The following is a 23492-nucleotide window of genomic DNA, read 5'->3' on the forward strand; positions in this document are numbered from 1 at the left end:
TTTGGGTGGCGTTCCCGGGGGTGTGAGGTGGGTGTCATCGGTTTGGATCAGCCGAATGACGTCCACGCAGAGCGCGGGATCTTCGTTGCGGGTCCTCGTCGTGACCGAGTCGTACCCGCCGCAGGTCAACGGGGTCGCGCACACCGCGTCGCGGGCCGCGGAGCACCTTGCGCGCCGCGGGCATTCGCCGCTGGTGGTGGCGCCGACCGCGCCGATCGCGCTGCGGACGGTCACGGTGGCCGACAGCGGGGACTCGCCGGTGGTGCGGGCACCCGCACTGTCGTGGCCGGGTTACCCCGACGTGCGCATGGCGCTGCCGACCGGCGTGGTGGGCCGCGCCATCGCCGCGCACCGGCCCGATGTCGTGCACCTGTCGAGTCCGTTGCTACTCGGCGCGCACGCCGTGCGGGCGGCCCTGAAGCGGCGGGTGCCGATCGTGGCGGTGTACGAGACGGACGTCGCCGCCTACTGCCGGTCCTACGCGCCCCGGGTGCCGGGCGGCGCGAAGTACGTGTGGCGCCGGCTGCGCGGGATCCACGGGCCGGCCGACCGCACGATCGTCTCGTCCAGCGCGTCGAAGCTGGCGCTGGAGGAGCAGGGCATCCCGCGCATCCACCTGCTCCCCCACGGCGTCGACGCCGTGCGCTTCGACCCGCGGCACCGGGATCCGGAGCTGCACCGCCGGCTCGCGCCGAACGGCGAGGTCCTCGTCGGGTACGTCGGCCGCCTGGCGCCGGACAAGCACGTCGAGCTGCTGCGCGGCGTCTGCGGCCTGCCGGGGGTGCGGGTGGTCGTCGTCGGCGACGGCCCGAACGGCCCCCGGCTCAGGGCGGCGCTGCCCGACGCGACGTTCCTGGGCATGCGCGTCGGCGACGAGCTCGCACGCATCTACGCGTCACTCGACGTCTTCGCGCACACCGGGCCCTTCGAGACCTTCGGCCTCACCGTCCAGGAGGCGATGGCCAGCGGTCTTCCGGTGGTCGCGCCCGCGGCCGGCGGCCCGCTCGACCTCGTCGAGCACGGGCGAACAGGTTTCCTCGTGCCCCCGCTCGACGAGACCGCGCTGCGCGACGCCGTCCGCCACCTCGTCGAGTCGCCCGCGCAACGCGCCGCCTTCGGCGCTGCCGCGCGGGCCTTCGCGCTCCGCCACACCTGGGAAGCCGCCGGCGACTGCCTGATCAGCCACTACCGCCAGGTCCTCGACGAACGCGCTCAGCTCGCCACAGGTCCGGCGTTCGGGTCGAGCACTCCGCCGATGATCAGCCCGAACAGCAGCAGGCCGAGCACGATCCGGTAGATCACGAACGGCACGAAGCTCTTGCGCTTGATGTAGGACATCAGCCACGCGATCACCACGTACCCGACGCCGAAGGCCACCAGCGTGGCCAGGATCGTGGGCCCCCACTGGGCGGTCTCGCCGTTCTTGCCGATGTCGGTGAGCTTGTACAGGCCCGAGCCGAACACGGCCGGCAGCGCCAGCAGGAACGAGTACTCCGCGGCGTCGGCGCGGGTGTAGCCCATGAGCAGGCCGGCGCTGGTAGTGCCGCCGGAGCGCGAGACGCCCGGGATCAGGGCCAGGGCTTGCGCGAAGCCGAAGCCGAGGCCGTGCGGCACGGTGAGGTGGTCGAGCGAGCGCCGCTGCGAGCCCACGCGGTCGGCGATGAGCAGGATCACGCCGAACACGATCAGCGTCGACGCGGTGATCCGCAGGTCGCGGAAGGCCTCGTCGATCTGGTCCTGCAGCAGGAGGCCGAGCACGACGATGGGGATCGAGCCGACGATGATCAGCCAGCCGAGCCGCGCGTCGGGGTCCTGGCGCCAGCTGCGGCGGTAGAGCGAGAAGAACCAGGCCTGCAGGATGCGGCCGATCTTCTTCCCGAAGTACAGGATCACCGCGAGCTCGGTGCCGATCTGCGTCACGGCCGTGAACGCCGCGCCCGGGTCGTCCCAGCCGACGAGCGCGGCCACGATCCGCAGGTGCGCGCTGGAGGAGATGGGCAGGAACTCCGTGAGCCCCTGCACCAGCCCCAGCACCAGTGCTTCGAACCACCCCATCAGGCCACTCCCGCCAGCTCGATCGCTTCCACGGCGGTCCGCAGGGCCGCCTCGAATCCCGCAGACTCCCCGTACGGAGTCACGGACAACGTAGTCACGCCCGCCTTCGCGAACTCCGCCATGCGCTCGGCGATCCGCTCCCGCGGGCCGAGCAGCGACGTCGCGTCGAGGAACTCCAGCGGCACGGCCGCCTGAGCCCCCTCGTAGTCGCGGGCGAGGTAGCGCTCCTGAACCTCGGCCGCCTCCGCCTCGAACCCCATCCGCACGGCGAGGCGGTTGTAGAAGTTCTGCTTCCGGCTGCCCATCCCGCCCACGTAGAGGGCGGCGTGGGCGCGCACGGCGTCGGCGCACTCGCGCCAGTCGTCGCCGACCACGAGCGGCACCGACGGGGCGATGTCGAACCCGTCGAGTGAACGCCCGGCCGCTTCGGCGCCGGCGCGGATGTGCGACAGCTGCTCGCCGGCGTGCTCGGGCGAGAAGAACACCGGCAGCCAGCCGTCGGCCATCTCACCGGTGAGCTCGAGGTTCTTCGGCCCGATCGCGGCGAGGTACACCGGCACCTGCTTGCGCTCGGGCCGGAAGGTCAGGCCCAGCGCGAGCCCGGGCCCGTCGGGCAGCGGCAGCTCGAAGTGCTCGCCGCTGAACCGCACGCGGCGCCGCGACTGCACGGCCCGGACGATCTCGACGTACTCGCGGGTGCGGCCCACCGGGTCGGCGAACCGCACGCCGTGCCAGCCCTCCGACACCTGCGGGCCCGAGACACCCAGGCCGAGCCGGAAGCGCCCTCCCGAGAGCGTGTCGAGCGTGGCGGCGGTCATGCCCGTCATCGCCGGCGTCCGCGCCGGGATCTGCAGCACGGCACTGCCGACGTCGATCCGCGCAGTCCGCGCGGCGATCCAGGTGAGCATCGTCACGGCGTCGGAGCCGTAGGCCTCGGCCGCCCACACCACCGAGTACCCGAGTTCGTCCGCTTTCCCGGCCAGGGCCAGGTTCGCGGAGTTGTCCCCGGTGCCCCAGTAACCGAGGTTGAGTCCCATTCGCACGGCCGGAAACGTACCGAGAGCACGACTCGCGCCGTGCCCTGGGTGCACCGACAGGGTGGCCGGCCGCGACACGGCGTCACCTTGGTCAAGTTCGGGCCGGGCCGACGGCTAGGCTCGGTGGTCGTGGAAAAGCGACAGCTCGGCCGGTCGGGACTGCGGGTCTCGCGCCTGGCGCTCGGCACGATGACGTGGGGCGGCGACACCGACGCCGAGGAGGCGGCCAGCCAGCTCGTCGCGTTCGTCGACGCCGGCGGCACCCTCGTGGACACCGCGGACATCTACGCCGAGGGCGAGGCCGAACGAGTGCTCGGGAGCCTGCTGGGCGACCTCGTGCCCCGCGACGACGTGGTGGTGGCCACGAAGGCCGTCGCGCGGCGCACCGAAGGCCCCTTCGGCGGTGGGGCTTCCCGGGGCGCGCTGCTGAGCGCGCTCGACGGCTCGCTGCGCCGGCTCGGCACCGACCACCTCGACCTGTGGCAGCTGCACGCGTGGGACGCGGGTGTGCCGATCGAGGAGACCCTCTCGGCCCTGGAGTACGCGGTGACCAGCGGGAAGGTCCGCTACGTCGGCGTCTCCAACTACGCGGGCTGGCAGCTCGCCACGGCTGCCTCGCACGCGAGCGCGGTGGCGCCGATCGTGTCCTGCCAGTACGAATACTCGCTGCTGGAGCGCGGGGTCGACCGCGAAGCCGCGCCGGCCGCGCTGCACCACGGCGTCGGGCTGCTGCCCTGGGCGCCGCTGGGCCGCGGCGTGCTGACCGGTAAGTACCGCACCGGCACGCCGGCCGACTCGCGTGGCGCGTCCAGCGAGTTCGCCGGGTACGTGGAGCACCACCGCACGGACCGCGCGGCGCGGATCGTGCAGGCCGTGGCCACGGCCGCCGACGGGCTCGGCACCTCGCCGCTGGTCGTCGCGCTGGCCTGGGTGCGCGACCGGCCGGGGGTGGTGGCGCCGGTCGTCGGCGCCCGCGACACCGGCCAGCTGACGGGTTCGCTGGCGGCGGAGGAGCTCACGCTCCCGCCCGCGATCCGCAGCGCGCTCGACGACGTGAGCTGCGTTGAGGTGGGCTACCCCGAGCGGGGACCGAAATGAGACGCAGGTGTCTGTTGGATGACGCACACGTGACGGCACGGGAATCGTGGGGGATGCTGGTGAGGACACCTCGCCGAGGGACAACTGGAGGCTTCAAGGTGCGTCGGCTCACCGCCGCGTCGCGGATCGCGATTCCGCTGGTCGGTGCCCTCGCGCTCTCGGCCTGCTCGGCGTCGGGCCAGGACAACACCGACTCCCTGCAGGTGGTGGCGAACCCGGTGGCCGTGAAGCCGGCGGTCTCCCCCGCCGTCACGACCAAGCCCTCCGGCCAGGTGCTCGCGACGCCCGCCGTGTCGGCGATGGCGACCGACGAGAAGACCCGCACCCTGGCGGTCGCGGTCACGCAGCCGCCGTCGATTCTCGTCTACGACCTCGACTCGCTGAGCACCCCCCGGGCCACCGTCCCCCTGCCCGCGCCGGCCGAATCGCTGACGACCTCCGGCGGCCAGGCGATCGCGAGCATCCCGACCAAGGGCGAGCTCGCCAAGATCGCGCTGCCCGGCGGGCAGCTGACCACGCAACCGGTGGCGGGACAGCCGACCGCCGGTGTGGCCGACGGGCCCGACACGATCGTGGCCGTGCGCGACCGAAAGGCCGTGGAGGTCCTGGCCCACGGCGCGGTCACCAAGACCATCACCGGCCAGCTCTACAGTGCCGACGACGTCGTGGACACCGGGCAGGGCGTGGTCGTGCTCGACCGCCTGCGCACCGCGGTGTTCAGCGTCGACGTGAACGCGGGGACGATGGGCGAGGGCCTGCGCGCCGGCGACGGCGCCGCCAACGCCACCAGCGACTCCTACGGGCGCGTGCTGGTCACCGACGCCCGCGCGGGCGCGCTGCTCGCGTTTTCCGTCGGCCCGCTGATCCTGCGGCAGCGCTACCCGGTGCCGGGCGGGATCTACGGCATCGCCTACGACCACCAGCGCAACCTGGCCTGGGTCACCCTGACCGGGCAGAACCAAGTGGTGGGCTTTGACGTCCGTGGCGGCGAGCCCACCGAGAAGTACCGATTCCCGACCGTGCGCCAGCCGAACTCGGTGAGCGTCGACGACCGGAGCGGCCGAGTGCTCGTCGGCTCGGCCGCAGGAGAAGGGACCCAGGTGATCCAGCCATGACGACGGTCGACGAGGCGGTGGTCGAAGGGGATTGGGAGTACCGCCGCCTGCGCCTGCCCCCGGGTGTGTCCCGGCGCGCGGCGGCGATCCAGCTCTCGATCCACGCCGAGTTCGCCGGCTGGGAGCTGCGCACAGTGCGGCTCTACGCCGACGGCACCCGGCGGGTCTGGTTGCGGCGCAAGCGCACCGCCGCCGACCGCCTGCCCGGGCTCGCCACGTAAAGCAGCCGGACTGGCCCGGGTTCGGCTGAGTGCGGCGTGCGTGGGCTGCCGGGATCTTGCCGCCACCAATTCCGGCAACTCCACGGATGGCATCGCGCGGACCCGTGAATCCGTGGCCGACACGGTGGCCCGCGCCGGTACAGGCGACCTCGGACGCCAGCAGTTCTCGTTCCCTGGCACCGACGAAGCTGTTGCTCACGATGCCGGTTCGACAGCGCGGCCGCAGCCTGCGGGCGTCCTCCGCGAGACCGAGCCCAGCCTCCCACCGCCGGTCGACACCGAGGTCCGGCGCGATCTCCAGCACGTCACCGATGTCGAACACCACCGCGAATCACCTTGGTCACGGAGCTACCGACCGACTGGCGAACCCGGGGCCCGGCTCAGGCGGTGAGCCGCCCGAGCCACTCCTGCCAGCTCCGCTCGTCGCCGGCCTCGGTCGAGAACACGTGGTGGCAGGCGATGAGCGGGCCGCGGAAGCCCTGCAGGAAGCAGTACAGCGCGTCGGACGTGCGTACGCCCACCGTCTTCGGGTTCACGGCGTACACGACGCCTTCGACGGCCCGGCCCGCCAGCTCGACGCGCACGCGGTCGCCCTCCCCGGGCCGGCCCGGCAGCCCCAGCTCGGCGCCGAGCGCCGCCCACAGCCGGTCCCAGTCGGACACCGGCGGGCCGAAAACCGTGACCGGCGTAGCCGTGCGGCCGGCGAAGTACGTGACGTACTCGGCGAGGTTGCGGAAGAACAGCGCGCCGCCGGCGGCCATCGCCTCGAACTCGTCCGCCCAGTCGTCGCCGGGCAGGAACCCGCTGGTGACGGCGCGGAGCACCGAGCTGCCGCCGTCGCGGCCCTCGATCAGGAACTCGTAAGCGACCCGCCGCCCGTCGGGCTCGGTCTCCGTGCCGTACCCGAGCCGCTCCAGCGGATCCCACGCGGTGATCGCCAGCTCCGGCTCGTAATCCGCGAACGAACCGCGCACGACACCGCCGAGGCCACCTGCGACCTCGTTGCGGCCCATGTACCACGAGTCGATTCCGGGTCCGCTCGCGATCGCCGCCCAGATCTGTTCCGGGGTGGCGGCCACCTCGGCCGACTCCGAGAGCTCGAACTCTTTCCCGGTGAACTCCGCCACCTCAGGCCTCCTCGTCCGGCACGCTGGGGTGCACGGCCACGACCACGCGGTGCGCGCGCCCGTTCTCCGCTCCCTCGTCGTGGTACTTCCCCACCAGGGTCGTCACGGCCACCGCGAGTTCCTCGGCGAACGCGGCCCGGTCCGCCGCCGAGGCGAAGCGCACCTCGCCGTCGAGCGCGAACGTCGCGACGCGCTTGCGCGCCTTGGCGGCACCCGTGATCAGGATCCCGACGTCGCGCACCAGCCGGCCCGCCACGGCGAGCAGCCAGCGCGCCGACAGCCGGTCGGGCGACTGCGCCGGGTCCGGCTGCACCGCCGCCAGCGCCGACGGCGAGATGACGTAGGACGCCGCGGTCGCGCGCATCATGCGCTCGGTGACGTTGCCCTTGCGCCGCTCTTCCACCAGCTCCACCAGCCCGTGCTTCTCCAGCGCGCGCAGGTGGTAGTTGACCTTCTGGCGGGGCAGGTCGACGCGGGCCGCGAGCATGGTCGCCGACGCCGGCTCCGCCAGCTCGGCCAGCAGCCGGGCGCGGACCGGGTCGAGTGACACCTCGGCCGCGGCCGCGTCCTCGATCACCGCAACGGGAAACATGCGCCCATCGTGCTTCCGAAAAATGAAGTTGTCAAGAATCACGATATTGTCGGTACACCTCGCGCACCTGCGCCACGATCCGCGGCAGCACCTGGGCGGCGGCCTCCAACGGCACGACGTGCCCGACACCCGGCAGCACCACGGCCGTGCCGTGTTCGAGACCGCCGACGAGGTGCTCGACGTCCGCGGCCGCCACTATCCGGTCCCGCTCCCCCACGATCGCAGTGACGGGCAAGGAACCCACGCGCGCCAGGGCCGCTTCGCGCGCGTACGCGTCGAGGGCCGGGCGGAACACCGCGACGGTGTGCGGCCAGTTGCGCCGGATCATCGTCACGGTCAGCTCCACGAGCTCCGGATCCGGGTCGTCGCCGAAGAGCCACCAGCGCAGGCCCGCGCTCACCGCGCGGCTCGTGTGCTCACGCACCAGCCCGAGGAACTTGGCGCCCAGCACCAGTTCCAGGTCCTGCGCCAGCATCCCGAGCGCGCCCGGCCACGCCGCCGAAGCCTCCGTGGCGAGCCGCCCGGACGACGTCGCGAGCAGCACCAGCCCGGCCACGCGCGCGGCGAACAGCTCGGGATGGCGTTGCGTGAGCGACATGATCGCGAGCCCGCCCATGTCGTGGCCCACCAGCACCACGCGACCCTCGGGCACCGCGCGTGCCAAGACTTTCGGCCAGGTCGTCGCCCAGCTGAGCCATGGTCGCGGTGCCGCGACCGGTGCGGCCGGACTTGCCGTGGCCGCGGTGGTCGTAGCCGACGACCGACAGCGGCTCGTCCACCGCCTCCGGCAGCAGCGGCGCGATCCGGCCCCAGCTGCTCCGGTCGAGCGCGTAACCGTGCAGCAGCACCACGGTCACACCGGCCGACGGGTCACCCCAGCGCACCAGGTGCAGGGGTGTCCCGTCGGCGAGCGTGAACGCGGGCAACGCGGTCGTTTCCGGCGCTCAGGACGAACGCACGAACCGGTCCAGCACGCGCGTGCCGAACTTCAGCGCGTCCACCGGCACGCGCTCGTCCACGCCGTGGAAGAGCGCGGAGAAGTCGAGGTCCGCCGGCAGCTTCAGCGGCGCGAACCCGAAGTTGCGAATCCCGAGCTGCTGGAACGACTTCGCGTCGGTGCCGCCGGAAAGCATGTACGGCAGCGTGCGCGCGCCTGGGTCCTCGGCGAGCACCGCGGCGGTCATCGCGTCGACGAGCGCGCCGTCGAACGTGGTCTCCACCGGCGGGAGCTCCATCCACTCCTTCTCGATGTCCGGGCCGAGCAGCTCGTCGAGCTCACGGTCGAACGCCTCGATGCGCCCGGGCAGGATGCGGCAGTCGACCGCGGCCTCGGCGACCGACGGGATCACGTTCGACTTGTAGCCGGCGGTGAGCATCGTCGGGTTCGCGGTGTCGCGCAGCGTCGCGCCGATCATGCGGGAGATGTTGCCCAGCTTGGCGACCGAACCCTCGAGGTCGTCCTCGGGGAAGTCCCAGCCGGTGATCTCGGTGACGCCGGCGAGGAACTCGCGCACGGAGTCGGTGAGCACCAGCGGAAACCGGTGGTTGCCGAGCTTCGCGACGGCCTCGGCGAGCTTGGTGACCGCGTTGTCGCGGTGGATCATCGAGCCGTGGCCCGCCGTGCCGCGCACGCGCAGCTTCATCCAGCGGATGCCCTTCTCGGCCGTCTCGATCACGTACGCGCGCACGTCGTCCTTCAGCGTGATCGAGAACCCACCGACCTCGCTGATCGCTTCGGTGACGCCCTCGAACAGCTCGGGCCGGTTCTCCACCAGCCACTGCGCGCCGTACTTGCCACCGGCCTCCTCGTCGGCGAGGAAGGCGAACACGATGTCGCGCGGGGGCACGATGCCGTGGATCTTGTAGTGGCGGGCCAGGGCCAGCGTCATGCCGACCATGCCCTTCATGTCCACCGCGCCGCGGCCCCAGACGTAGCCGTCCTGCACGGCGCCGGAGAACGGGTGCACTGACCACTCGGCCGGGTCGGCGGGCACGACGTCGAGGTGCCCGTGGATCAGCAGGCCCCCGCGCGACGGGTCGGCGCCGGCCAGCCGGACGATGACGTTGTGGCGGTCCTCACCACCGGACTCGACGTAGGTGATCTCGTAGCCGGCGTCGGTGAGCTGCTCCGCGACGTACTCGGCGGCGGCGCGTTCGCCGATCAGGGTGTCGGGGTCTCCGGTGTTGGTGGTGTCGATGCGGATGAGGTCGCTGGTGAGCGTGACGGCCTCGTCAGCGGCGGCGTCGATCGAGTTCGGTTCGGTCACCCGACCTTCCTATCATTCGCACCCGCCGGGGCGCGCCGCTCACGCCCGTTCAGGTCCGGTCAAGAGGCGAGACCACCTCGGAAACCGGCCGCAGGTGCTGGTTCAGGATCCGCAACGCCGTTTCCACGTCACCCGCGTCGAGGGCGGCCACAAGCTGGCGGTGCTCCGCGTCGATGATCAACAGCCGCTCCGGCCGCACTTCCAGCGCCCGGACGGCGACGCGCTGCTGGCGCGAACGGAGTGTGTCGTACAGCCATGTGAGCACGGCGTTGCCGGCGGCGTTCACGATCGCGCGGTGGACCGGCGGTCGAGCCCGGACGCGGCGAACCAGTCGCGTTCCGCGCCCGCGCGGTCCAAGTCCTCGATCAGGCCGGCCATCTCGGCGGGGGCACCGGCACCCGCGGCGCAGACCTCGCTGATCGCGTGGCCTCGTTGAGCCGGCGGTTCTGGTAAACCTCTTCGAGCTCGCGCGCCGTGACCGTGCGGACCTGTGCGCCCTTGCGCGGCAGCAGGCTGATGAAGCTCTCGGCCTCGAGCCGGTGGAACGCTTCGCGTACCGGCGTCCGCGACACGCCGACCACCCCGGAGACCCACAGCTCGTCGAGGAACCGCCCGCCTTCCGGCTCGCCCGAGATGATCCCGTCGCGCAGCCAGGCGTACACCCGATCCCGAGCCGGTCCGCCGCCGTCGACCGGGACCGGCCGCGGTGCGGTGGTGATCATACGTCTGAGCCGAGCTATTCGTCGTTCGCGCGGTGTGCGCCGAGGCCGATCTCCTTCACGGCCGCGGCCGCGCCCGGTGTGCTCGCCAGCCATCGCGCGAGCTCCAGCGCGACGGCGAGCTCGGTGCCCGCCGGTACGACCCGGTGGACCACCCCCCACTTCGCCGCCGCGGCGGCCGTGAGTTTCCCGTCGCCGCGGCGAAGTTCGGCAACGGCCTCTTCGGACAGTCGCGCCGGGAGCGCCGTGCCGAGCGGGCCGGGCACCACGAACTCCGCGTGCCGGGCCGCCACGATCAAATCCGTCATCAGCGCCAGCTCGAAGCCGCCGCCGCGGGCGACGCCGTTCACCGCGGCGATCAGCGGCTTGCCGATGCGGAAGAAGTCCGCGACGCCGGCCAGTCCACCGGCTCCGGGTGCGAGGTCCCAGCCGGCCGAGAAGTACTCGCTGCCCGCACCCGTGACCACGCCGGCGTGCACCGCGGGGTCGTCGCGCAACCGCGCCCAGGCGGCGTAGAGCTCGAAGCTGACGCGGGAGTCGATGGCATTGTCGCCAGGCCAGTCGATCGTCGCCACAAGAACGCCGTCGACTACCTCGGTGCGGACAGCACCCGGTGGCGCGGTGGTCATGGTTTTCCCGGTGGTGCGGAGGGATTCGGCCCGGCGCTCCGGACGTTAGCCGCCTCGCCGACGGCGGTCAAACCGGGGGCCCGACTGACCCGGCAGTCAAGCCACGATCGCAATTCCGTTCCACACCAACGAAATCCAGCAAACGTTACGCCGCAGGTGGCGTGAGTATTGCGATAATCGCAACGCGGGGTTACGGTCTTCCGGCATGGACGAGGCGGAGGAGCTGCGGACCAGGGTCCGGGAGCTGATCCGGTCCATGCCGGGAGCCCAGCGGGAGTTCGCCGCCGCCATCGGGCTCGACGAGACGAAGTTGTCCAAGGCGCTGACCGGCACCCGACGGTTCTCGCCGCACGAGCTGGTCCGGGTCGCCGAGTACTGCGGCGTCACGGTCAACTGGCTGCTCAACGGCAGCGACGACGCGAAGACCGTGACGGCGGTCCCCGCGCTCGCCGCGCGTCCGGAGAGCGATCCCGCGCACCACACGCAGTCCGAGCCGCGACGGCGGATCCTCGAGACGGCGTGGCTGCTCATCGCCGAGCGCGGCTACCACCGCGTACGCATCTCCGATATCGCGGAGGCGTGCGGCACGAGCACCGCCACCATCCACTACCACTTCCCCAGCAAGGCGGAAGTGCTCAACGAAGCGTTGCGGCGCAACGTGAAGCTCGCCTTCGACCGCCAGGTCGCGGAGCTGCACGCCGTCGACGACGCCCACGACCGGCTGCTCAGGCTGGTCGAACTGCAACTCCCGGCCGACGGCGTGCTGCGCGCCGAGTGGTCGGTCTGGCTTCAGGTGTGGAACGAGGTGTCCCTCGCCCCGGAGCTGCGGTCGCTCTACACCGATTCCTACGACCGCTGGCACCGGACGATCCTCATGACCATCCGCACCGGCCAGGAGCAGCACGCGTTCCGCGTGGCCGATCCGGAGGCCGCCACCGAGCAGCTCACGGCGCTGATCGACGGCCTCGGCATCCAGGTGCTGACCCGCAAGCCCGGCAGCACCGTGGCCACCATGCGCGCGCACCTGCACGACTTCATCGAACGGTCGATCGTCAAGGGAGCCTGATGAACCACGAGGTCATCGTGACCTGCGCCCTCACCGGCGCGGGCGACACCGTCGGCCGGAGTCCCCACGTGCCGGTCACGCCGGCGCAGATCGCCACGAGCGCGATCGAAGCGGCGGAAGCCGGCGCGGCCGTCGTCCACATCCACGTCCGCGAGCCCGGGACCGGGGCTCCGTCGCGCGAAGTGGCGCTGTACGCCGACGCCGTGCGGCTGATCCGGGAGTCCGGAGTGGACGTGGTCGTGAACCTGACCGCCGGGATGGGCGGCGACCTCGTGCTCGACGAGGAGGATCCGCTCAAGCCGGTCGACGGCACGGATCTGGTCAACGCCCTCGACCGCCTGCCGCACGTCGAGGAGCTGCTGCCCGACATCTGCACGCTCGACTGCGGTTCGCTCAACTTCGGCGAAGGCAGCCAGCTCTACGTGTCCACTCCGGACATGCTTCGCACCGGGGCGAAACGCATCCAGGAGCTCGGCGTGAAGCCGGAGCTGGAGATCTTCGACACCGGGCACCTGTGGTTCGCCTCGAAGATGGTCGAGGAAGGCCTGATCGACGCGCCGCCACTGTTCCAGCTGTGCATGGGCATCCCGTACGGCGCGCCCGCTGACCCCGGGCTGCTGCAGGCGATGGTGAAGCTGCTGCCCGAGGGCGCGCAGTGGGCGTCGTTCGCGATCGGGCGCGACCAGATGCCGTGGGTGGCGCAGTCGGTGCTGCTCGGCGGGCACGTGCGCGTCGGGCTCGAAGACAACCTCTACCTCGCCCGCGGGGTGAAGGCGACCAACGGGCAGCTGGTGGAGCGCGCCGTGCAGATCGTCGAGAACCTCGGCGCCGGCATCGCCACCCCCGACCGGGCCCGCGAGATCCTCGGCCTCAAGGAGCGTGTCCGTGCCTGACGTATCCACTGTGGACACCGTCGCGTGCGTCGGCGCGGGCGTGATCGGCGGCGGCTGGGTGGCGCACTTCCTCGCCCGCGGCTACCGCGTCCGCGCCTGGGACCCCGCGCCCGACGCGGCGGCGAAGCTGGACCGGCTCGTCGACGCGGCCTGGCCCGCCCTCACTTCGCTGGGCCTGGCCGACGGCGCGAGCCGCGACGCCCTCACGGTCACCGCCACGCTCGCGGAGGCGGTCGAGGGTGCCGGGTTCGTCCAGGAAAGCGCTCCCGAAGACCTGCCGCTCAAGCAGAAGCTGCTGGCCGACGTCGACGCCGTCACCCCCGTGGATGTCGTGATCGCGTCGTCCACCTCGGGCTACGGCATGACCGAGATGCAGGTCGCGGCGAAGACGCCGGAACGGCTCGTGGTCGGGCACCCGTTCAACCCGCCGTATCTCATCCCGCTGGTCGAGGTCGTGGGCGGGAAGCTCACCGCGCCGTGGGCCGTCGCGCGGGCGAGCGACTTCTACCGGCACGTCGGCAAGACCGTGATCACGCCTGCCCGCGAGGTGCCGGGGTTCATCGCCAACCGGCTACAGGAGGCGCTCTGGCGCGAGGCGCTGCACATGGTCGCGAACGGCGAAGCCACGGTGGAGCAGATCGACACCGCGATCACCGACGGACCGGGCCTGCGCTGGCCGGTGCAGGGGCCGATGCTCACGTTCCACCTCGCGGGCGGTGAAGGCGGCATGGCGCACATGCTGGACCACTTCGGACCGTCGCTGAAGGCGCCGTGGACGCGGCTCGAGGCGCCGGAGCTCACGACCGAGCTGCGCGACGCCGTGGTCGACGGCTGTGAGGACGAGGCCGCGCCGCGCACGATCGCCGACCTCGTGGCCGAGCGGGACCGGGCGATCATCGCCATCCAGCGCGCCGTCGGCGAGGCCCGCCGTGGGTGAGGTCCTGGTGCACCACGACCGCGTCCGTCCCGAGTGGATCGACTACAACGGACACCTCTCCGAGCCCTATTACGTGCTGGTGTTCGGAGACGCCACCACGGCGTTGATGGACGCCGTCGGCCTCGATCCCGCCTACCGCGAGAGCACCGGGGCTTCGCTGTACACCGTTGAGGCGCACGTGCGGTACCTGCGTGAGGTAGGGCCCGACGCCGAGCTGGCCGTGGCGACCTCCGTGCTGGCCGTCGGGGCGAAGAAGGTGCGGCTGTGGCACGAGCTGCACGTGGGCGGTGAGCTCGTGGCGACGGAGGAACTGCTGTGCCTGCACGTCGCCGAGGGCAGGGCCTCGCCGTTCCCCGAAGCCGTCGTCGAGCGGCTCGGCGCCCACCTCGCGCCGCTGCCCGACCACGCCGGGCGGGCCATCGCCTGACGCTCTGCCGAACCCCCACCCGGCCAGCCTCCCACCGGAAGACACCCATGGAAGAACGATGTGAGCCGAACTCCCTCTCGCGCCGCCGGTTCCTCACGGCGGCGCTCGGCGGTGCCGCCGAGCTCGGCGCCGCTCCCCTGCTTGCCGCGTGCGGCGGTTCCGGCGTCGCGGCCGCCGCGCCGAGCGGGCCACCGCGGCGCGGCGGCACCCTGCGCGTCGGCGTGACCGGCGGCGGCGCGTCCGACACGCTCGACCCGCACGTCCCCGTGGCGAACCCGGACATCGCCCGCGTGCTCAACCTCTACGAACCGTTGCTGCTGCGCGACCACGACTACAAGCTGCAGATGCTGGTCGCCGAATCGCTCACGTCGTCGCCGGACGCGCGGACGTGGACCGCCGTACTGCGCGACGGGGTGCGATTCCACGACGGCCGTGCAGTGACCCCCGCCGACGTCGTGGCGACGTTCAAGCGGATCACGGACCCGAAGGACCCCAAGAGCGGCGCCGCCAGCCTGACCATGCTCGGCCAGGTGGTGCCGACGGGCGAGCGGACCGTCGAGTTCCGGCTCACCGAACCCAACGCCGGCTTCGACGACCTGCTCGGCCAGTACTCCCTGGGCATCGTGCCGGCCGACTTCGACGTGAAGCGCCCGATCGGCACGGGGCCGTTCCGGCTCAAGGAGTTCACCGCCGGGCTGCAGAGCACGTTCGTGCGCAACGACCACTACTGGCGGCCCGGGCAGCCCTACCTCGACGAGCTGGTGCTGATCAACTTCGCCGAGGACGACGCCCGGATCAACGCGCTGCTCTCGTCCCAGGTGGACGCGATCGACCAGGTGCCGGTCGCGCTGGTCGACGTGCTGCGCAGCGACCCGCGCATGCGCGTGCTGCGCTCGGCCACGGGCACGTGGCTGCCGTTCACGATGCGCGTGGATCGGCCGCCGTTCGACGACGTGCGCGTGCGCCAGGCGCTGCGGCTGGTCGTGGACCGCGACGAGATGATCAACCAGGTCCTGAGCGGTCAGGGCCGGCCCGGCAACGACCTCTACGCGCCGTTCGACCCGGCATACGATTCGCAGCTGCCGCAACGCAAACAGGACATCCCGGCCGCGAAGCGACTGCTGGCCGAAGCCGGGCACGAGAACCTCGACATCGAGCTCGTCACCGCGCCCATCCAGGCCGGCGCGGTCGAGGCGGCGCAGGTGTTCCAGCAGCAGGCCAAGGCGGCGGGCGTGACCGTGCGCATCCGCAAGGTCGACACCACCACGTTCTACGGCGAGAACTACCTGTCCTGGGACTTCGCACAGGATTTCTGGTACACCCGCAACTATCTGCCCCAGGTCGCGAACGGTTCGCTGCCGAAATCGCCGTACAACGAAACCCATTGGCAGGACCCGCAGTTCACCGACCTCGTCACGCGCGCGAGCGCCACTGTGGACACCGCGGACCGCACGGCCCTGCTGCACCAGGCCCAGCGGATCGAGTACGAACGCGGCGGCCTCATCGTGTGGGGTTTCGTGGACCAGGTGGACGCCCACCAGGTCTACGTGGCGGGTCTCGTGCCCGACCGGACGGGGATCTCGCTGTCCGGCTACCAGTTCCGGGAAGCCTGGCTCGGCACAGCACCGGCCACCACAGGAAAGTGAGGTGCGGCATGACCCGGATGATCGTGAAGCGGCTGCTCGTGAGCCTCGTGGTGCTGTGGCTGGTCACGTTGCTCGTGTTCGTCGCGACGCTGCTGCTGCCGGGTGACCCGGCGCGCGCCATCCTGGGCCAGCAGGCGACACCGGAGCGGATCGCCGCGCTGCAGCACCAGCTGCACCTCGACGAGCCGGTCTGGCAGCGCTACCTCAGCTGGCTCGGCGGGCTGTTCACCGGCGACCTCGGCACCTCGACGTCCACGCAGGGCCCGGTGACGACGTTGCTGGGCGACCGGATCGTGGCCTCGCTCGTGCTGCTCGTGCTCGCCGCGGTGATCGCGACACCGCTCGGGCTGGCGCTGGGTACCTGGAGCTCGATGCGGCGTGGCCGGGCCGCGGACCAGACCGTGTCCGGCATCAGCCTGGTGATCGCCGCGCTGCCGGAGTTCGTGATCGGCGTGGCGCTGATCGTGCTGTTCGCGACCACGGTGTTCAAGGTCCTGCCTTCGGTCACGCTGACCGCGCCCGGCGAACCGGTGTGGCGGCAGCCGAGCCAGCTCGTGCTGCCGGTGGCGACGCTCGTGCTGGTGGTGACGCCCTACATCACGCGGATGATGCGGGCGACCATGAACGAGGTCCTCGATTCCGGCTACGTCGAGATGGCCCGGCTCAAGGGGGTGCGCGAGCGGACCGTGCTGCTGCGGCACGCCTTGCCGCACGCGCTGGGTCCCGTCGCGCAGGTCGTGGCGCTGCAGCTCGCTTGGCTGGCCGGCGGGGTCGTGGTGGTCGAGTTCCTCTTCCGCTATCCCGGCATCGGGCAGTCGCTGATCGACGCGGTCAGCAAACGCGACGTCGCCGTGGTCCAGGCCGTGACGCTGATCATCGCCGCGGTGTACATCGTGGTGAACCTGCTCGCCGACGTGGTCGGCATCCTCGCGAACCCCAAGCTGCGGACGGAGGCGAGCCGATGACGGCCGTCGACGACGAACTCGCGCCGGCCACCACGGCCGGCGAAGCACCCGTCAAAGCCCGCGGACTCCTTCGTACGACGTGGCGGTTCCCGCAGGCCAAGGTCGGCACCGTGCTGGCCGGGGTCGTAGTGCTGGTGGCGCTGCTCGGCCCGTGGCTCGGGCCGGTGCTCACCGGCCACAGCACCACGGACTTCGCGGGCAAGCCGTTCAAACCGGACGGACTGGCGGGCACCGACGGCCTCGGCCGCGACGTGCTCACGCGGTTCCTCGCCGGCGGCACCACACTGCTGCTCTACGCGGTGCTCGCCACCGTGCTCGGGATCGTGCTGGGCGCGCTGCTCGGCATGGTCGCCGGGTACGGCGGAGGATGGCTCGACAGCCTGCTGATGCGCGGCAACGACGTGCTGCTGTCGTTCCCGCAGCTGGTGATCGCGTTACTCGCCATCGCGGTGATCGGGCCGAAGGGCTGGCTGCTCGTGCTGGTGATCGGCCTGACCCACGCGCCGCGCACGGCTCGCGTCGCGCGCCAGGCGACGGTCGCGGTGCGCGGCGAGGACTACATCCGGGCTGCGGAGATGTACGCCGTGCCGCGCAGCCGGATCCTGCTGCGCGAGATCCTGCCCAACATCACCGGCCCCCTCATGGTGGAGCTCGGCCTGCGGCTGACCTACTCCATCGGCTACATCGCGTCGCTGTCGTTCCTCGGGCTCGGCATCCAGCCGCCCACGGCCGACTGGGGCTTGATGATCAACGAGAACCGGATCGCGCTGGTCGTGCAGCCGTGGGGCGTGCTGCTCCCGGTGGTGGCGATCGCGCTGCTCGCCGTCGGCACGAACCTCGTCGCCGACTCGCTCGCCTCGGCCGCGGCCGGGCGTACCCGGGAGGAACGCTCGTGACCGCCGTGGACAACGCGCAGCTCGCGCTGGAAGTGACCGGCCTGCGGGTGAAGACGGCCGTGGGCCGGCCGGTGCTGCACGACGTCTCCTACCGCATCGCGCCGGGCGAGGTGCTGGCGCTCGTCGGCGAGTCCGGGTCGGGCAAGACCACGGCGGGGCTGGCCGCGCTCGGCCACTTCCGCCGCGGGCTCGTCGAGGACGGCGGCGAGGTGACGCTGCACCCGCGCGAGGGCGAACCCGTCGACGTGCTCTCGCTCGCGCCGCCTGAGCGCAGGAAACTGCGGGGCACGACCGTCTCCTACGTGCCGCAGGACCCGGCGCTGTCGCTGAACCCGGCGCTGCGGATCGGGCTGCAGATCGCCGAGGTGCTCGAGACGCACGGCTACCCCGGCCCGGCCGAGGAGCGCGTGGCCGAGGTGCTCACGGAGGTCGGCCTGCCCGCCGATCCGGCCTACCGGCGGCGCTACCCGCACCAGCTCTCGGGCGGGCAGCAGCAGCGCGTGGGGATCGCTATGGCGTTCGCGTGCCGGCCGAGTGTCGTGGTGCTCGACGAGCCGACGACCGGGCTTGACGTGATGACGCAGGCGCTCGTGCTGGAGACCGTGCGGCGGCTGACGGCCGAGCACGGCGTGGCGGCGCTCTACATCACCCACGATCTGGCCGTGGTCGCGCAGCTCGCCGACCGCGTCTCGGTCATGTACCAGGGCCGCGTGGTGGAGACCGGGCCGGCCGAGGACGTGTTGAAGCGACCGGAACACGCGTATACGCGCGAACTGCTGGCCGCCGTGCCCGATCTCGGCGCGGAACCGGGTGCCGCTCCCCCGCCGTCGGACGCGGTGCTGGCCGCGCGCGGCATCCGGGTCGCCTACGGGCGCCAAGAGGTGCTGCGCGGAGTGGACCTGGAGGTGACGCGCGGCGAGTGCGTGATGCTGCTGGGCGAGTCGGGGTCCGGCAAGACCACGCTGTCGCAGTGCGTCGCGGGCCTCATGGGCGGCTTCACCGGCACCGTCGCGCTCGGCGGGACCCCGCTCGCACCCGGCACGCGCCAGCGCAGCAACGACGAGCGGAGGCGAATCCAGTACGTGTTCCAGAGCCCGTTCTCCTCGCTCAACCCGCGCCGCACGATCGCGCAGTCGATCGAGGTGCCGCTGGTGCACCTGACGTCGCTGTCGCGTCCGCGGCGGCGCGAGCGCGTGGCCGAGGTGCTCGACCGCGTACGGCTCGGCCGGTCGCTCGCGAACCGCCTGCCCGACCAGCTCAGCGGCGGGGAACGCCAGCGCGCGGCGATCGCGCGGGCGCTGGTCACGACGCCCGACGTGCTGGTATGCGACGAGGTGACCTCCGCGCTGGACGTGTCGGTGCAGGCGACCATCGTGGAGCTGCTCGGCGAGCTGCGCCGCGAGCTGGGGATGGCGGTGCTGTTCGTGACGCACAACATCGCGCTCGCGCCCGAGGTGGCCGACCGGATCGCCGTTCTGCGCGGCGGACAGATCGTGGAAGAGGGTACGGTCGAAGCCGTGCTGACCGCGCCCGCCCACTCCTACACCGGCGAACTGCTGGCCACCACGCCGCGCCTGTGACCGGCCACGGCGAGGTGCGGCCGGGGTTCGAGGCGGTGCGCGAAGCGTTCGACGAGGTCGCCGCCGCGACCTCGGGCGGGGTCGCGTTCAGCGTCTTCCGGCGTGGTCGGCTCGTGGTCGAACTGTGTGCCGGGTCGGCGGCGCCCGGGGTGCCGTGGACCCGCGACACGCACGTGGTGCTCTTCAGCGGCACCAAGGGGATCGTGGCCACGCTCGTCGCGATGCTCACCGCGCGCGGCCAGCTCGGCCCGAGCGAACGCGTGGCGCGCTACTGGCCGGAGTTCGCGGCGGCGGGCAAGGCCGACGTCGCCGTGTCGCAGGTGCTGGCGCACACCGTCGGACTGCCCTATGTGGACGCCGACGTGCCGATGACCGACAACGCCGCCAACGCGGCGGCCCTCGCCGAGCAGAGTCCCTTGTGGACACCCGGTACGCGTGTGGCCTATCACGCCCTGACCTACGGTTACCTCGCCACGGAGCTGATCCGCCGCGTCACCGGCCAGCGCGTCGGCGAACTGCTGCACGAGCTGCTCGCCGCTCCGCACGGGCTGGACTTGCGGCTCGGCACCCCGCCGGCGGTGCCGGTCGCGACGCTGCGGCGCGCGCCCGGCTACCGGATCAGCACGTTCCTACAGGACGAGGAACGCCGGCGCGTCGTCGAGCGCATGTACCGCGGCCTGCTCGACTCCACCGACACCATGAACTCCCCCGGGTACCGCGGCGCCGAGCTCGCGGCCGGCAGCGGCGTCGGCACGGCCACGAGCATGGCGCGCCTCTACGACCTGCTGCTGGCGGGTTCGCTCGTCCCGTCGGCCGTGCTGACGCAGGCGACCCGCACGTGGAGCGAGGGCGTCGACGCGATCAGCGACCGGCCGCTGCGTTTCGGTCTCGGCTTCGAACTGGCCGACCCGATCGGCACCTATGGCGCGGACGCCGACCCGGGCGCCTTCGGCCACTCGGGCGCGGGCGGCGGCCGGCACGGCGCGTGGCCGAACCGCGGTGTCTCGTTCTCCTTCACCACCAACGAACTGCAGGCCGAGGACGTGGACACGCGCGCCGCGACGTTGCTGGCGGCCCTGCACCGGGCCGCCTGACCGGGGTCTTTCTCTAGCGGTCCACCGAGAGTTTTGCTGGTACGGCACAGTGGACCCGTTGGTGTCCTCCGGGTGAGACTCGGCTTCGTCGAAGCACCGCCGGCGGGCTGTCCGGAAGGATCGAGAAGCTCGCTGCCGGCCCGAGGCGAGCCCCGGAGGGCACGAATGAGCACCGGCGACCCGATGATCGAGGCCACCGGCATCACCAGGACGTTCGGGTCGGTCGACGCGTTGTCCTCGGTGAGCCTGAGCGTCGAGCGCGGCACCGTGCTGGGCCTGCTGGGCCACAACGGCGCGGGCAAGACCACTTTGGTCAACATCCTCACCACCATGCTGCCGGCCAGCTCCGGCACCGCGCGCGTCGCCGGGTTCGACGTCGCGCGCGAAGGCGGCGAGGTCCGCTCCCGCATCGGCCGCACGGGACAGTTCGCCTCGGTGGACCAGGAACTCACGGGCCGCGCGAACCTCGTGCTCCTGGCCCGGCTGCTCGGTTCGACCCGCACACACGCCCGGGCGCGCGCCGACGAGCTGCTCGAGGCGTTCAGCCTCACCAAGGCCGCCGACCGCCCGGCGCGCACGTACTCCGGCGGCATGCGCCGGCGCCTCGACCTCGCCGCGAGCCTCGTCGGCCGCCCGGAGGTGATCTTCCTCGACGAGCCCACCACCGGCCTGGATCCGACGAGCCGGCTCAACCTGTGGCAGATCGTCGAGGGCCTGATCGGCGAGGGCGCGACCGTGCTGCTCACGACCCAGTACCTCGACGAGGCCGACCGCCTCGCCGACCTCATCACGGTGCTCTCGGCGGGCGCCGTCGTCGCGTCCGGGACCGCGGCCGAGCTGAAGGCCCAGGTCGGGCAACGCACGGTCACCGTGCGCCTCGACTGGCTCCGCAGCACCCACCTCGCCTGCCCCGCCCTGCGCGGCGCGGGCCTGCACCCCGCCGTCTCCGAGCCGGGTGTCGTCGTCGCGCCCATCGGGTCGTCCCGCGAGATCGCCACCGTCTTCCGCGCCCTCGACGGCGCCGGCATCGAAGCCGAAGACGTGGTGCGCGGAACCCACTCTCGACGGCGTCTACCTGACCCTGGCCGACCAGCACGCTTCGCGCGTCGCCTGAGCTCCCTGGAGTACCCGATGACGTCGACCCTCACCCGCGGCGCACCCACCGCCGCACCGCCCCGCACCCGGGGCAGCTCCTTCGCCACCCAAGTCGCGGTGCTGACCAGCCGCTCCCTGATGACGTCCGTGCGCGATCCGCAGATGATCCTGTTCAGCCCGCTGCAGCCGGCCGTGCTGCTGTTCGCAGGTGTTCGCCGTCATGGCCACCACGTCGAGCTTCCCGCCCGGCATGACCTACATCGATTACCTGATGCCCGCGATCCTGCTGAACAACGCGGTACAGCAAGCCATGCAGTCCGGTGTCGGCCTCGTCGAGGACTTGAAAAACGGCTTCCTCGCCCGCCTGCGCTCCATGCCCATCCACCGCTCGACGCCGCTGGTCGCCCGCAGCTTCGCCGACCTGGCCTACTGTGCCCTGCAGCTCGTGGCCCTCCTCGTCGCCGCCGTCGCCGTCTTCGGCTACCGCCCCGGCGGCGGCTTCCTGGGCGGCGTGGTTTCGGTCGCCCTGGCCCTGGTCGTCAGCTATGGCCTGAACTGGGTCTTCCTGGCCCTCGGCGCCTGGCTACGGCGGGCGCAGACCATGCAGAACATCAGCATCGTCGCGGTCTTCCCGCTCATGTTCGTCTCCAGCGCCTACGTCCCCCTCGCCGCCCTCCCGGACTGGCTCCGCGCCGTCGCCCAGGCCAACCCCCTGACCTACGCGGTCGACACCATCCGCTCCATCGCCCTCGGCATGCCCGGCGGCGGCTTCTCCGCCGCCGGCACCACCCTGCTCATCAGCGCCGCCATGGCCGCCGTCGGCGCCTTCGCCGCCAACCACTTCTTCCGCCGCCCCTTCTGACCTCACGGCCGCGCCCTTCCCCAGACGCCGCCGTGCTCGCGCGCGGTTCCCCTCCCTCGGCTCCGCGCGCTCCCCGACCCCGGCCCAGGTGGCAACCCCCTCCACCTGGGCCGGGGCTCTTTCATGCCTCGTCACAGTGCGCGTCCTATTCAGCACCCTGCGCAGTCAGTCCACAATAGACGGCGCCGGGCCGCGCCACCCACGGTGATTTCGGTCCGGCCTCCCCCGCGCGCGGCGGTCCGGCGCGGGCTAGGTTCGAACCATGCGGATCGTGTCGCTGCTGCCCGCCGCCACCGACCTCGTCGCGGAGCTCGGCCACCTCGGTGACCTGGTCGGACGAACCCACGAATGCGACTGGCCGCCCGGCGTCGAGTCGGTGCCGGTCGTCACCGCGGCCGAGGTGGACGACGCGGTACTCACCAGCCGCGAGATCTCCGACGCCGTCGGCGGTTCGGCCCACCGCGGCTCTTCGCTGTACTCAGTGGACACCGCGCGGCTGGCCGAGCTCGCGCCGGACCTCGTGCTCACCCAGGATCTGTGCGAGGTGTGCGCGGTGTCCTACACCCGCGTCGCCGAAGCCGTGCGGATGCTCGACGCGGGACCGAAAGTCCTGAGCCTGGAACCTCGGCGGCTCACCGAAGTCCTCGGCTGCGTCACGACGCTCGGCGACGCACTGGGTGTGCCCGAGCTCGCCGCCGAACGCGTCCGTTCGCTCACCGCGCGGCTCGACGCCGTCCGCGCCCGCGTCGCCGGCAAGCCCCGGCCCCGCGTGGTCGCCCTCGAATGGCTCGACCCGCTGTGGCCCGCGGGCCACTGGGTGCCCGAGCAGATCACCGTGGCGGGCGGCGAACCCCTGCTCGCGGCGCCCGGCGAGCACACGCACCCGATCACGTGGGACGCGGTGGTCGCCGCGCGCCCGGACGTGCTGCTCGTCCTGCCGTGCGGCTTCAGCCCCGATCGCACGGCGGCGGAGTTCGACGTCCTCACCGCGTTGCCGGGCTGGGCGGAGCTGCCCGCCGTGCGCACCGGCGCGGTGTGGCTGCTCGACGGCCCGGCCTACTTCAACCGTCCCGGGCCGCGTGTCGTCCGCGGCGCGGAAGTCCTGGCCCACGTGCTGCACGGGGTCGAGACCGGCCCGCCGGTGTCCCCCGCCGAGGCCCGCCGCACCTGA

At 72.1% G+C, this 23492-nt stretch carries 23 protein-coding genes and 2 pseudogenes; 16 read left to right on the top strand and 9 right to left on the bottom strand.

Annotation, left to right across the window (positions count from 1 at the left end; translation table 11 throughout):
• Positions 1–55: 55 nt before the first annotated feature.
• On the top strand, positions 56–1297 hold the full coding sequence (locus tag QRX50_RS33155) for a glycosyltransferase family 4 protein (protein WP_285967044.1): 1242 nt from the start codon (positions 56–58) through the stop codon (positions 1295–1297).
• Here the strand turns inward: QRX50_RS33155 and QRX50_RS33160 are convergent.
• Both QRX50_RS33160 and QRX50_RS33165 read right to left on the bottom strand, forming a co-directional pair.
• Positions 1213–2055 (bottom strand): undecaprenyl-diphosphate phosphatase, encoded by an 843-nt coding sequence (locus QRX50_RS33160; RefSeq protein WP_285967045.1) that lies wholly within the window; start codon positions 2053–2055, stop codon positions 1213–1215. The two genes, QRX50_RS33155 and QRX50_RS33160, sit on opposite strands and share 85 nt — an antisense overlap.
• Complete coding sequence (locus QRX50_RS33165; RefSeq protein ID WP_285967046.1) at positions 2055–3098, bottom strand: LLM class F420-dependent oxidoreductase; 1044 nt, start codon at positions 3096–3098, stop codon at positions 2055–2057. The genes QRX50_RS33160 and QRX50_RS33165 overlap by 1 nt, the downstream gene beginning before the upstream one ends.
• A gap of 123 nt (positions 3099–3221) precedes the next feature.
• Here QRX50_RS33165 and QRX50_RS33170 point away from each other — a divergent pair, with 123 nt between their 5' ends.
• From QRX50_RS33170 to QRX50_RS33180, 3 genes are all read left to right on the top strand, one after another.
• Positions 3222–4190: an aldo/keto reductase gene (locus QRX50_RS33170; protein ID WP_285967047.1), complete on the top strand. Its 969-nt coding sequence runs from the start codon at positions 3222–3224 to the stop codon at positions 4188–4190.
• A gap of 98 nt (positions 4191–4288) precedes the next feature.
• The gene (locus QRX50_RS33175; RefSeq protein WP_285967048.1) at positions 4289–5305 is read left to right on the top strand and encodes a YncE family protein; all 1017 of its coding nucleotides are present in this window, start codon (positions 4289–4291) and stop codon (positions 5303–5305) included.
• Entirely contained in the window at positions 5302–5526 is a 225-nt protein-coding gene (locus QRX50_RS33180) for a DUF5703 family protein (RefSeq protein WP_285967049.1), read from the top strand. The genes QRX50_RS33175 and QRX50_RS33180 overlap by 4 nt, the downstream gene beginning before the upstream one ends.
• Before the next feature lie 380 nt (positions 5527–5906).
• Here the strand turns inward: QRX50_RS33180 and QRX50_RS33185 are convergent, their stop codons facing one another.
• From QRX50_RS33185 to QRX50_RS33215, 7 genes and pseudogenes are all read right to left on the bottom strand, one after another.
• Entirely contained in the window at positions 5907–6653 is a 747-nt protein-coding gene (locus QRX50_RS33185; protein ID WP_285967050.1) for an SRPBCC family protein, read from the bottom strand.
• A 1-nt stretch (position 6654) separates the two neighbouring features.
• Entirely contained in the window at positions 6655–7245 is a 591-nt protein-coding gene (locus QRX50_RS33190) for an ArsR/SmtB family transcription factor (RefSeq protein ID WP_285967051.1), read from the bottom strand.
• Positions 7246–7276: 31 nt separating this feature from the next.
• A pseudogene (locus QRX50_RS33195) lies at positions 7277–8171 on the bottom strand (alpha/beta fold hydrolase).
• 18 nt (positions 8172–8189) lie between these two features.
• Positions 8190–9512 carry a M20/M25/M40 family metallo-hydrolase gene (locus tag QRX50_RS33200; RefSeq protein WP_285967052.1) on the bottom strand — a complete coding sequence of 441 codons (1323 nt, stop codon included), beginning with the start codon at positions 9510–9512 and terminating at the stop codon, positions 8190–8192.
• A 49-nt stretch (positions 9513–9561) separates the two neighbouring features.
• Positions 9562–9798, bottom strand: a complete 237-nt coding sequence (locus tag QRX50_RS33205) for an FCD domain-containing protein (protein WP_285967053.1) — start codon at positions 9796–9798, stop codon at positions 9562–9564.
• Positions 9799–9877: 79 nt separating this feature from the next.
• A complete protein-coding gene (locus QRX50_RS33210; RefSeq protein ID WP_285967054.1) occupies positions 9878–10234 on the bottom strand; it encodes a GntR family transcriptional regulator in 357 nt (118 codons plus the stop codon).
• A gap of 14 nt (positions 10235–10248) precedes the next feature.
• Positions 10249–10860, bottom strand: coding sequence for an enoyl-CoA hydratase-related protein (locus QRX50_RS33215; RefSeq protein WP_285967055.1), 612 nt, complete (start codon positions 10858–10860; stop codon positions 10249–10251).
• Positions 10861–11065: 205 nt separating this feature from the next.
• Here QRX50_RS33215 and QRX50_RS33220 point away from each other — a divergent pair, with 205 nt between their 5' ends.
• From QRX50_RS33220 to QRX50_RS33275, 12 genes and pseudogenes are all read left to right on the top strand, one after another.
• Positions 11066–11926 carry a TetR/AcrR family transcriptional regulator gene (locus QRX50_RS33220; RefSeq protein ID WP_285967056.1) on the top strand — a complete coding sequence of 287 codons (861 nt, stop codon included), beginning with the start codon at positions 11066–11068 and terminating at the stop codon, positions 11924–11926.
• Complete coding sequence (locus QRX50_RS33225; RefSeq protein ID WP_285967057.1) at positions 11926–12819, top strand: beta-keto acid cleavage family enzyme; 894 nt, start codon at positions 11926–11928, stop codon at positions 12817–12819. Before QRX50_RS33220 ends, QRX50_RS33225 begins: the two co-directional genes overlap by 1 nt.
• Complete coding sequence (locus QRX50_RS33230; protein ID WP_285967058.1) at positions 12812–13756, top strand: 3-hydroxyacyl-CoA dehydrogenase NAD-binding domain-containing protein; 945 nt, start codon at positions 12812–12814, stop codon at positions 13754–13756. Before QRX50_RS33225 ends, QRX50_RS33230 begins: the two co-directional genes overlap by 8 nt.
• Complete coding sequence (locus QRX50_RS33235) at positions 13749–14183, top strand: thioesterase family protein (protein WP_285967059.1); 435 nt, start codon at positions 13749–13751, stop codon at positions 14181–14183. Before QRX50_RS33230 ends, QRX50_RS33235 begins: the two co-directional genes overlap by 8 nt.
• A gap of 47 nt (positions 14184–14230) precedes the next feature.
• Positions 14231–15829 carry an ABC transporter substrate-binding protein gene (locus QRX50_RS33240; protein ID WP_285967060.1) on the top strand — a complete coding sequence of 533 codons (1599 nt, stop codon included), beginning with the start codon at positions 14231–14233 and terminating at the stop codon, positions 15827–15829.
• Positions 15830–15837: 8 nt separating this feature from the next.
• A complete protein-coding gene (locus QRX50_RS33245) occupies positions 15838–16794 on the top strand; it encodes an ABC transporter permease (RefSeq protein WP_285967061.1) in 957 nt (318 codons plus the stop codon).
• Positions 16791–17690: an ABC transporter permease gene (locus QRX50_RS33250; RefSeq protein WP_285967062.1), complete on the top strand. Its 900-nt coding sequence runs from the start codon at positions 16791–16793 to the stop codon at positions 17688–17690. The genes QRX50_RS33245 and QRX50_RS33250 overlap by 4 nt, the downstream gene beginning before the upstream one ends.
• Complete coding sequence (locus QRX50_RS33255; RefSeq protein ID WP_285967063.1) at positions 17687–19270, top strand: ATP-binding cassette domain-containing protein; 1584 nt, start codon at positions 17687–17689, stop codon at positions 19268–19270. The genes QRX50_RS33250 and QRX50_RS33255 overlap by 4 nt, the downstream gene beginning before the upstream one ends.
• Positions 19267–20364 carry a serine hydrolase domain-containing protein gene (locus QRX50_RS33260; protein WP_285967064.1) on the top strand — a complete coding sequence of 366 codons (1098 nt, stop codon included), beginning with the start codon at positions 19267–19269 and terminating at the stop codon, positions 20362–20364. The genes QRX50_RS33255 and QRX50_RS33260 overlap by 4 nt, the downstream gene beginning before the upstream one ends.
• A 183-nt stretch (positions 20365–20547) precedes the next feature.
• Positions 20548–21054: pseudogene (locus QRX50_RS49855) on the top strand (ABC transporter ATP-binding protein); the annotation flags it as partial.
• A gap of 625 nt (positions 21055–21679) precedes the next feature.
• Positions 21680–22321, top strand: a complete 642-nt coding sequence (locus QRX50_RS33270; protein ID WP_285967065.1) for an ABC transporter permease — start codon at positions 21680–21682, stop codon at positions 22319–22321.
• A gap of 262 nt (positions 22322–22583) precedes the next feature.
• On the top strand, positions 22584–23492 hold the full coding sequence (locus QRX50_RS33275) for a cobalamin-binding protein (RefSeq protein WP_285967066.1): 909 nt from the start codon (positions 22584–22586) through the stop codon (positions 23490–23492).

The sequence above is a fragment of the Amycolatopsis sp. 2-15 genome, from assembly GCF_030285625.1.
GTDB lineage: Bacteria > Actinomycetota > Actinomycetes > Mycobacteriales > Pseudonocardiaceae > Amycolatopsis > Amycolatopsis carbonis.

Bases quoted from the DNA above. Each gene is read 5' to 3' on its own strand.
- QRX50_RS33180 (WP_285967049.1), top strand. From the start codon at position 5,302: ATGACGACGGTCGACGAGGCGGTGGTCGAAGGGGATTGGGAGTACCGC.
- QRX50_RS33160 (WP_285967045.1), bottom strand. From the start codon at position 2,055: ATGGGGTGGTTCGAAGCACTGGTGCTGGGGCTGGTGCAGGGGCTCACG.
- QRX50_RS33210 (WP_285967054.1), bottom strand. From the start codon at position 10,234: ATGATCACCACCGCACCGCGGCCGGTCCCGGTCGACGGCGGCGGACCG.
- QRX50_RS33275 (WP_285967066.1), top strand. From the start codon at position 22,584: ATGCGGATCGTGTCGCTGCTGCCCGCCGCCACCGACCTCGTCGCGGAG.
- QRX50_RS33245 (WP_285967061.1), top strand. From the start codon at position 15,838: ATGACCCGGATGATCGTGAAGCGGCTGCTCGTGAGCCTCGTGGTGCTG.
- QRX50_RS33190 (WP_285967051.1), bottom strand. From the start codon at position 7,245: ATGTTTCCCGTTGCGGTGATCGAGGACGCGGCCGCGGCCGAGGTGTCA.
- QRX50_RS33240 (WP_285967060.1), top strand. From the start codon at position 14,231: ATGGAAGAACGATGTGAGCCGAACTCCCTCTCGCGCCGCCGGTTCCTC.
- QRX50_RS33155 (WP_285967044.1), top strand. From the start codon at position 56: ATGACGTCCACGCAGAGCGCGGGATCTTCGTTGCGGGTCCTCGTCGTG.
- QRX50_RS33215 (WP_285967055.1), bottom strand. From the start codon at position 10,860: ATGACCACCGCGCCACCGGGTGCTGTCCGCACCGAGGTAGTCGACGGC.
- QRX50_RS33270 (WP_285967065.1), top strand. From the start codon at position 21,680: ATGGCCACCACGTCGAGCTTCCCGCCCGGCATGACCTACATCGATTAC.
- QRX50_RS33225 (WP_285967057.1), top strand. From the start codon at position 11,926: ATGAACCACGAGGTCATCGTGACCTGCGCCCTCACCGGCGCGGGCGAC.
- QRX50_RS33220 (WP_285967056.1), top strand. From the start codon at position 11,066: ATGGACGAGGCGGAGGAGCTGCGGACCAGGGTCCGGGAGCTGATCCGG.
- QRX50_RS33250 (WP_285967062.1), top strand. From the start codon at position 16,791: ATGACGGCCGTCGACGACGAACTCGCGCCGGCCACCACGGCCGGCGAA.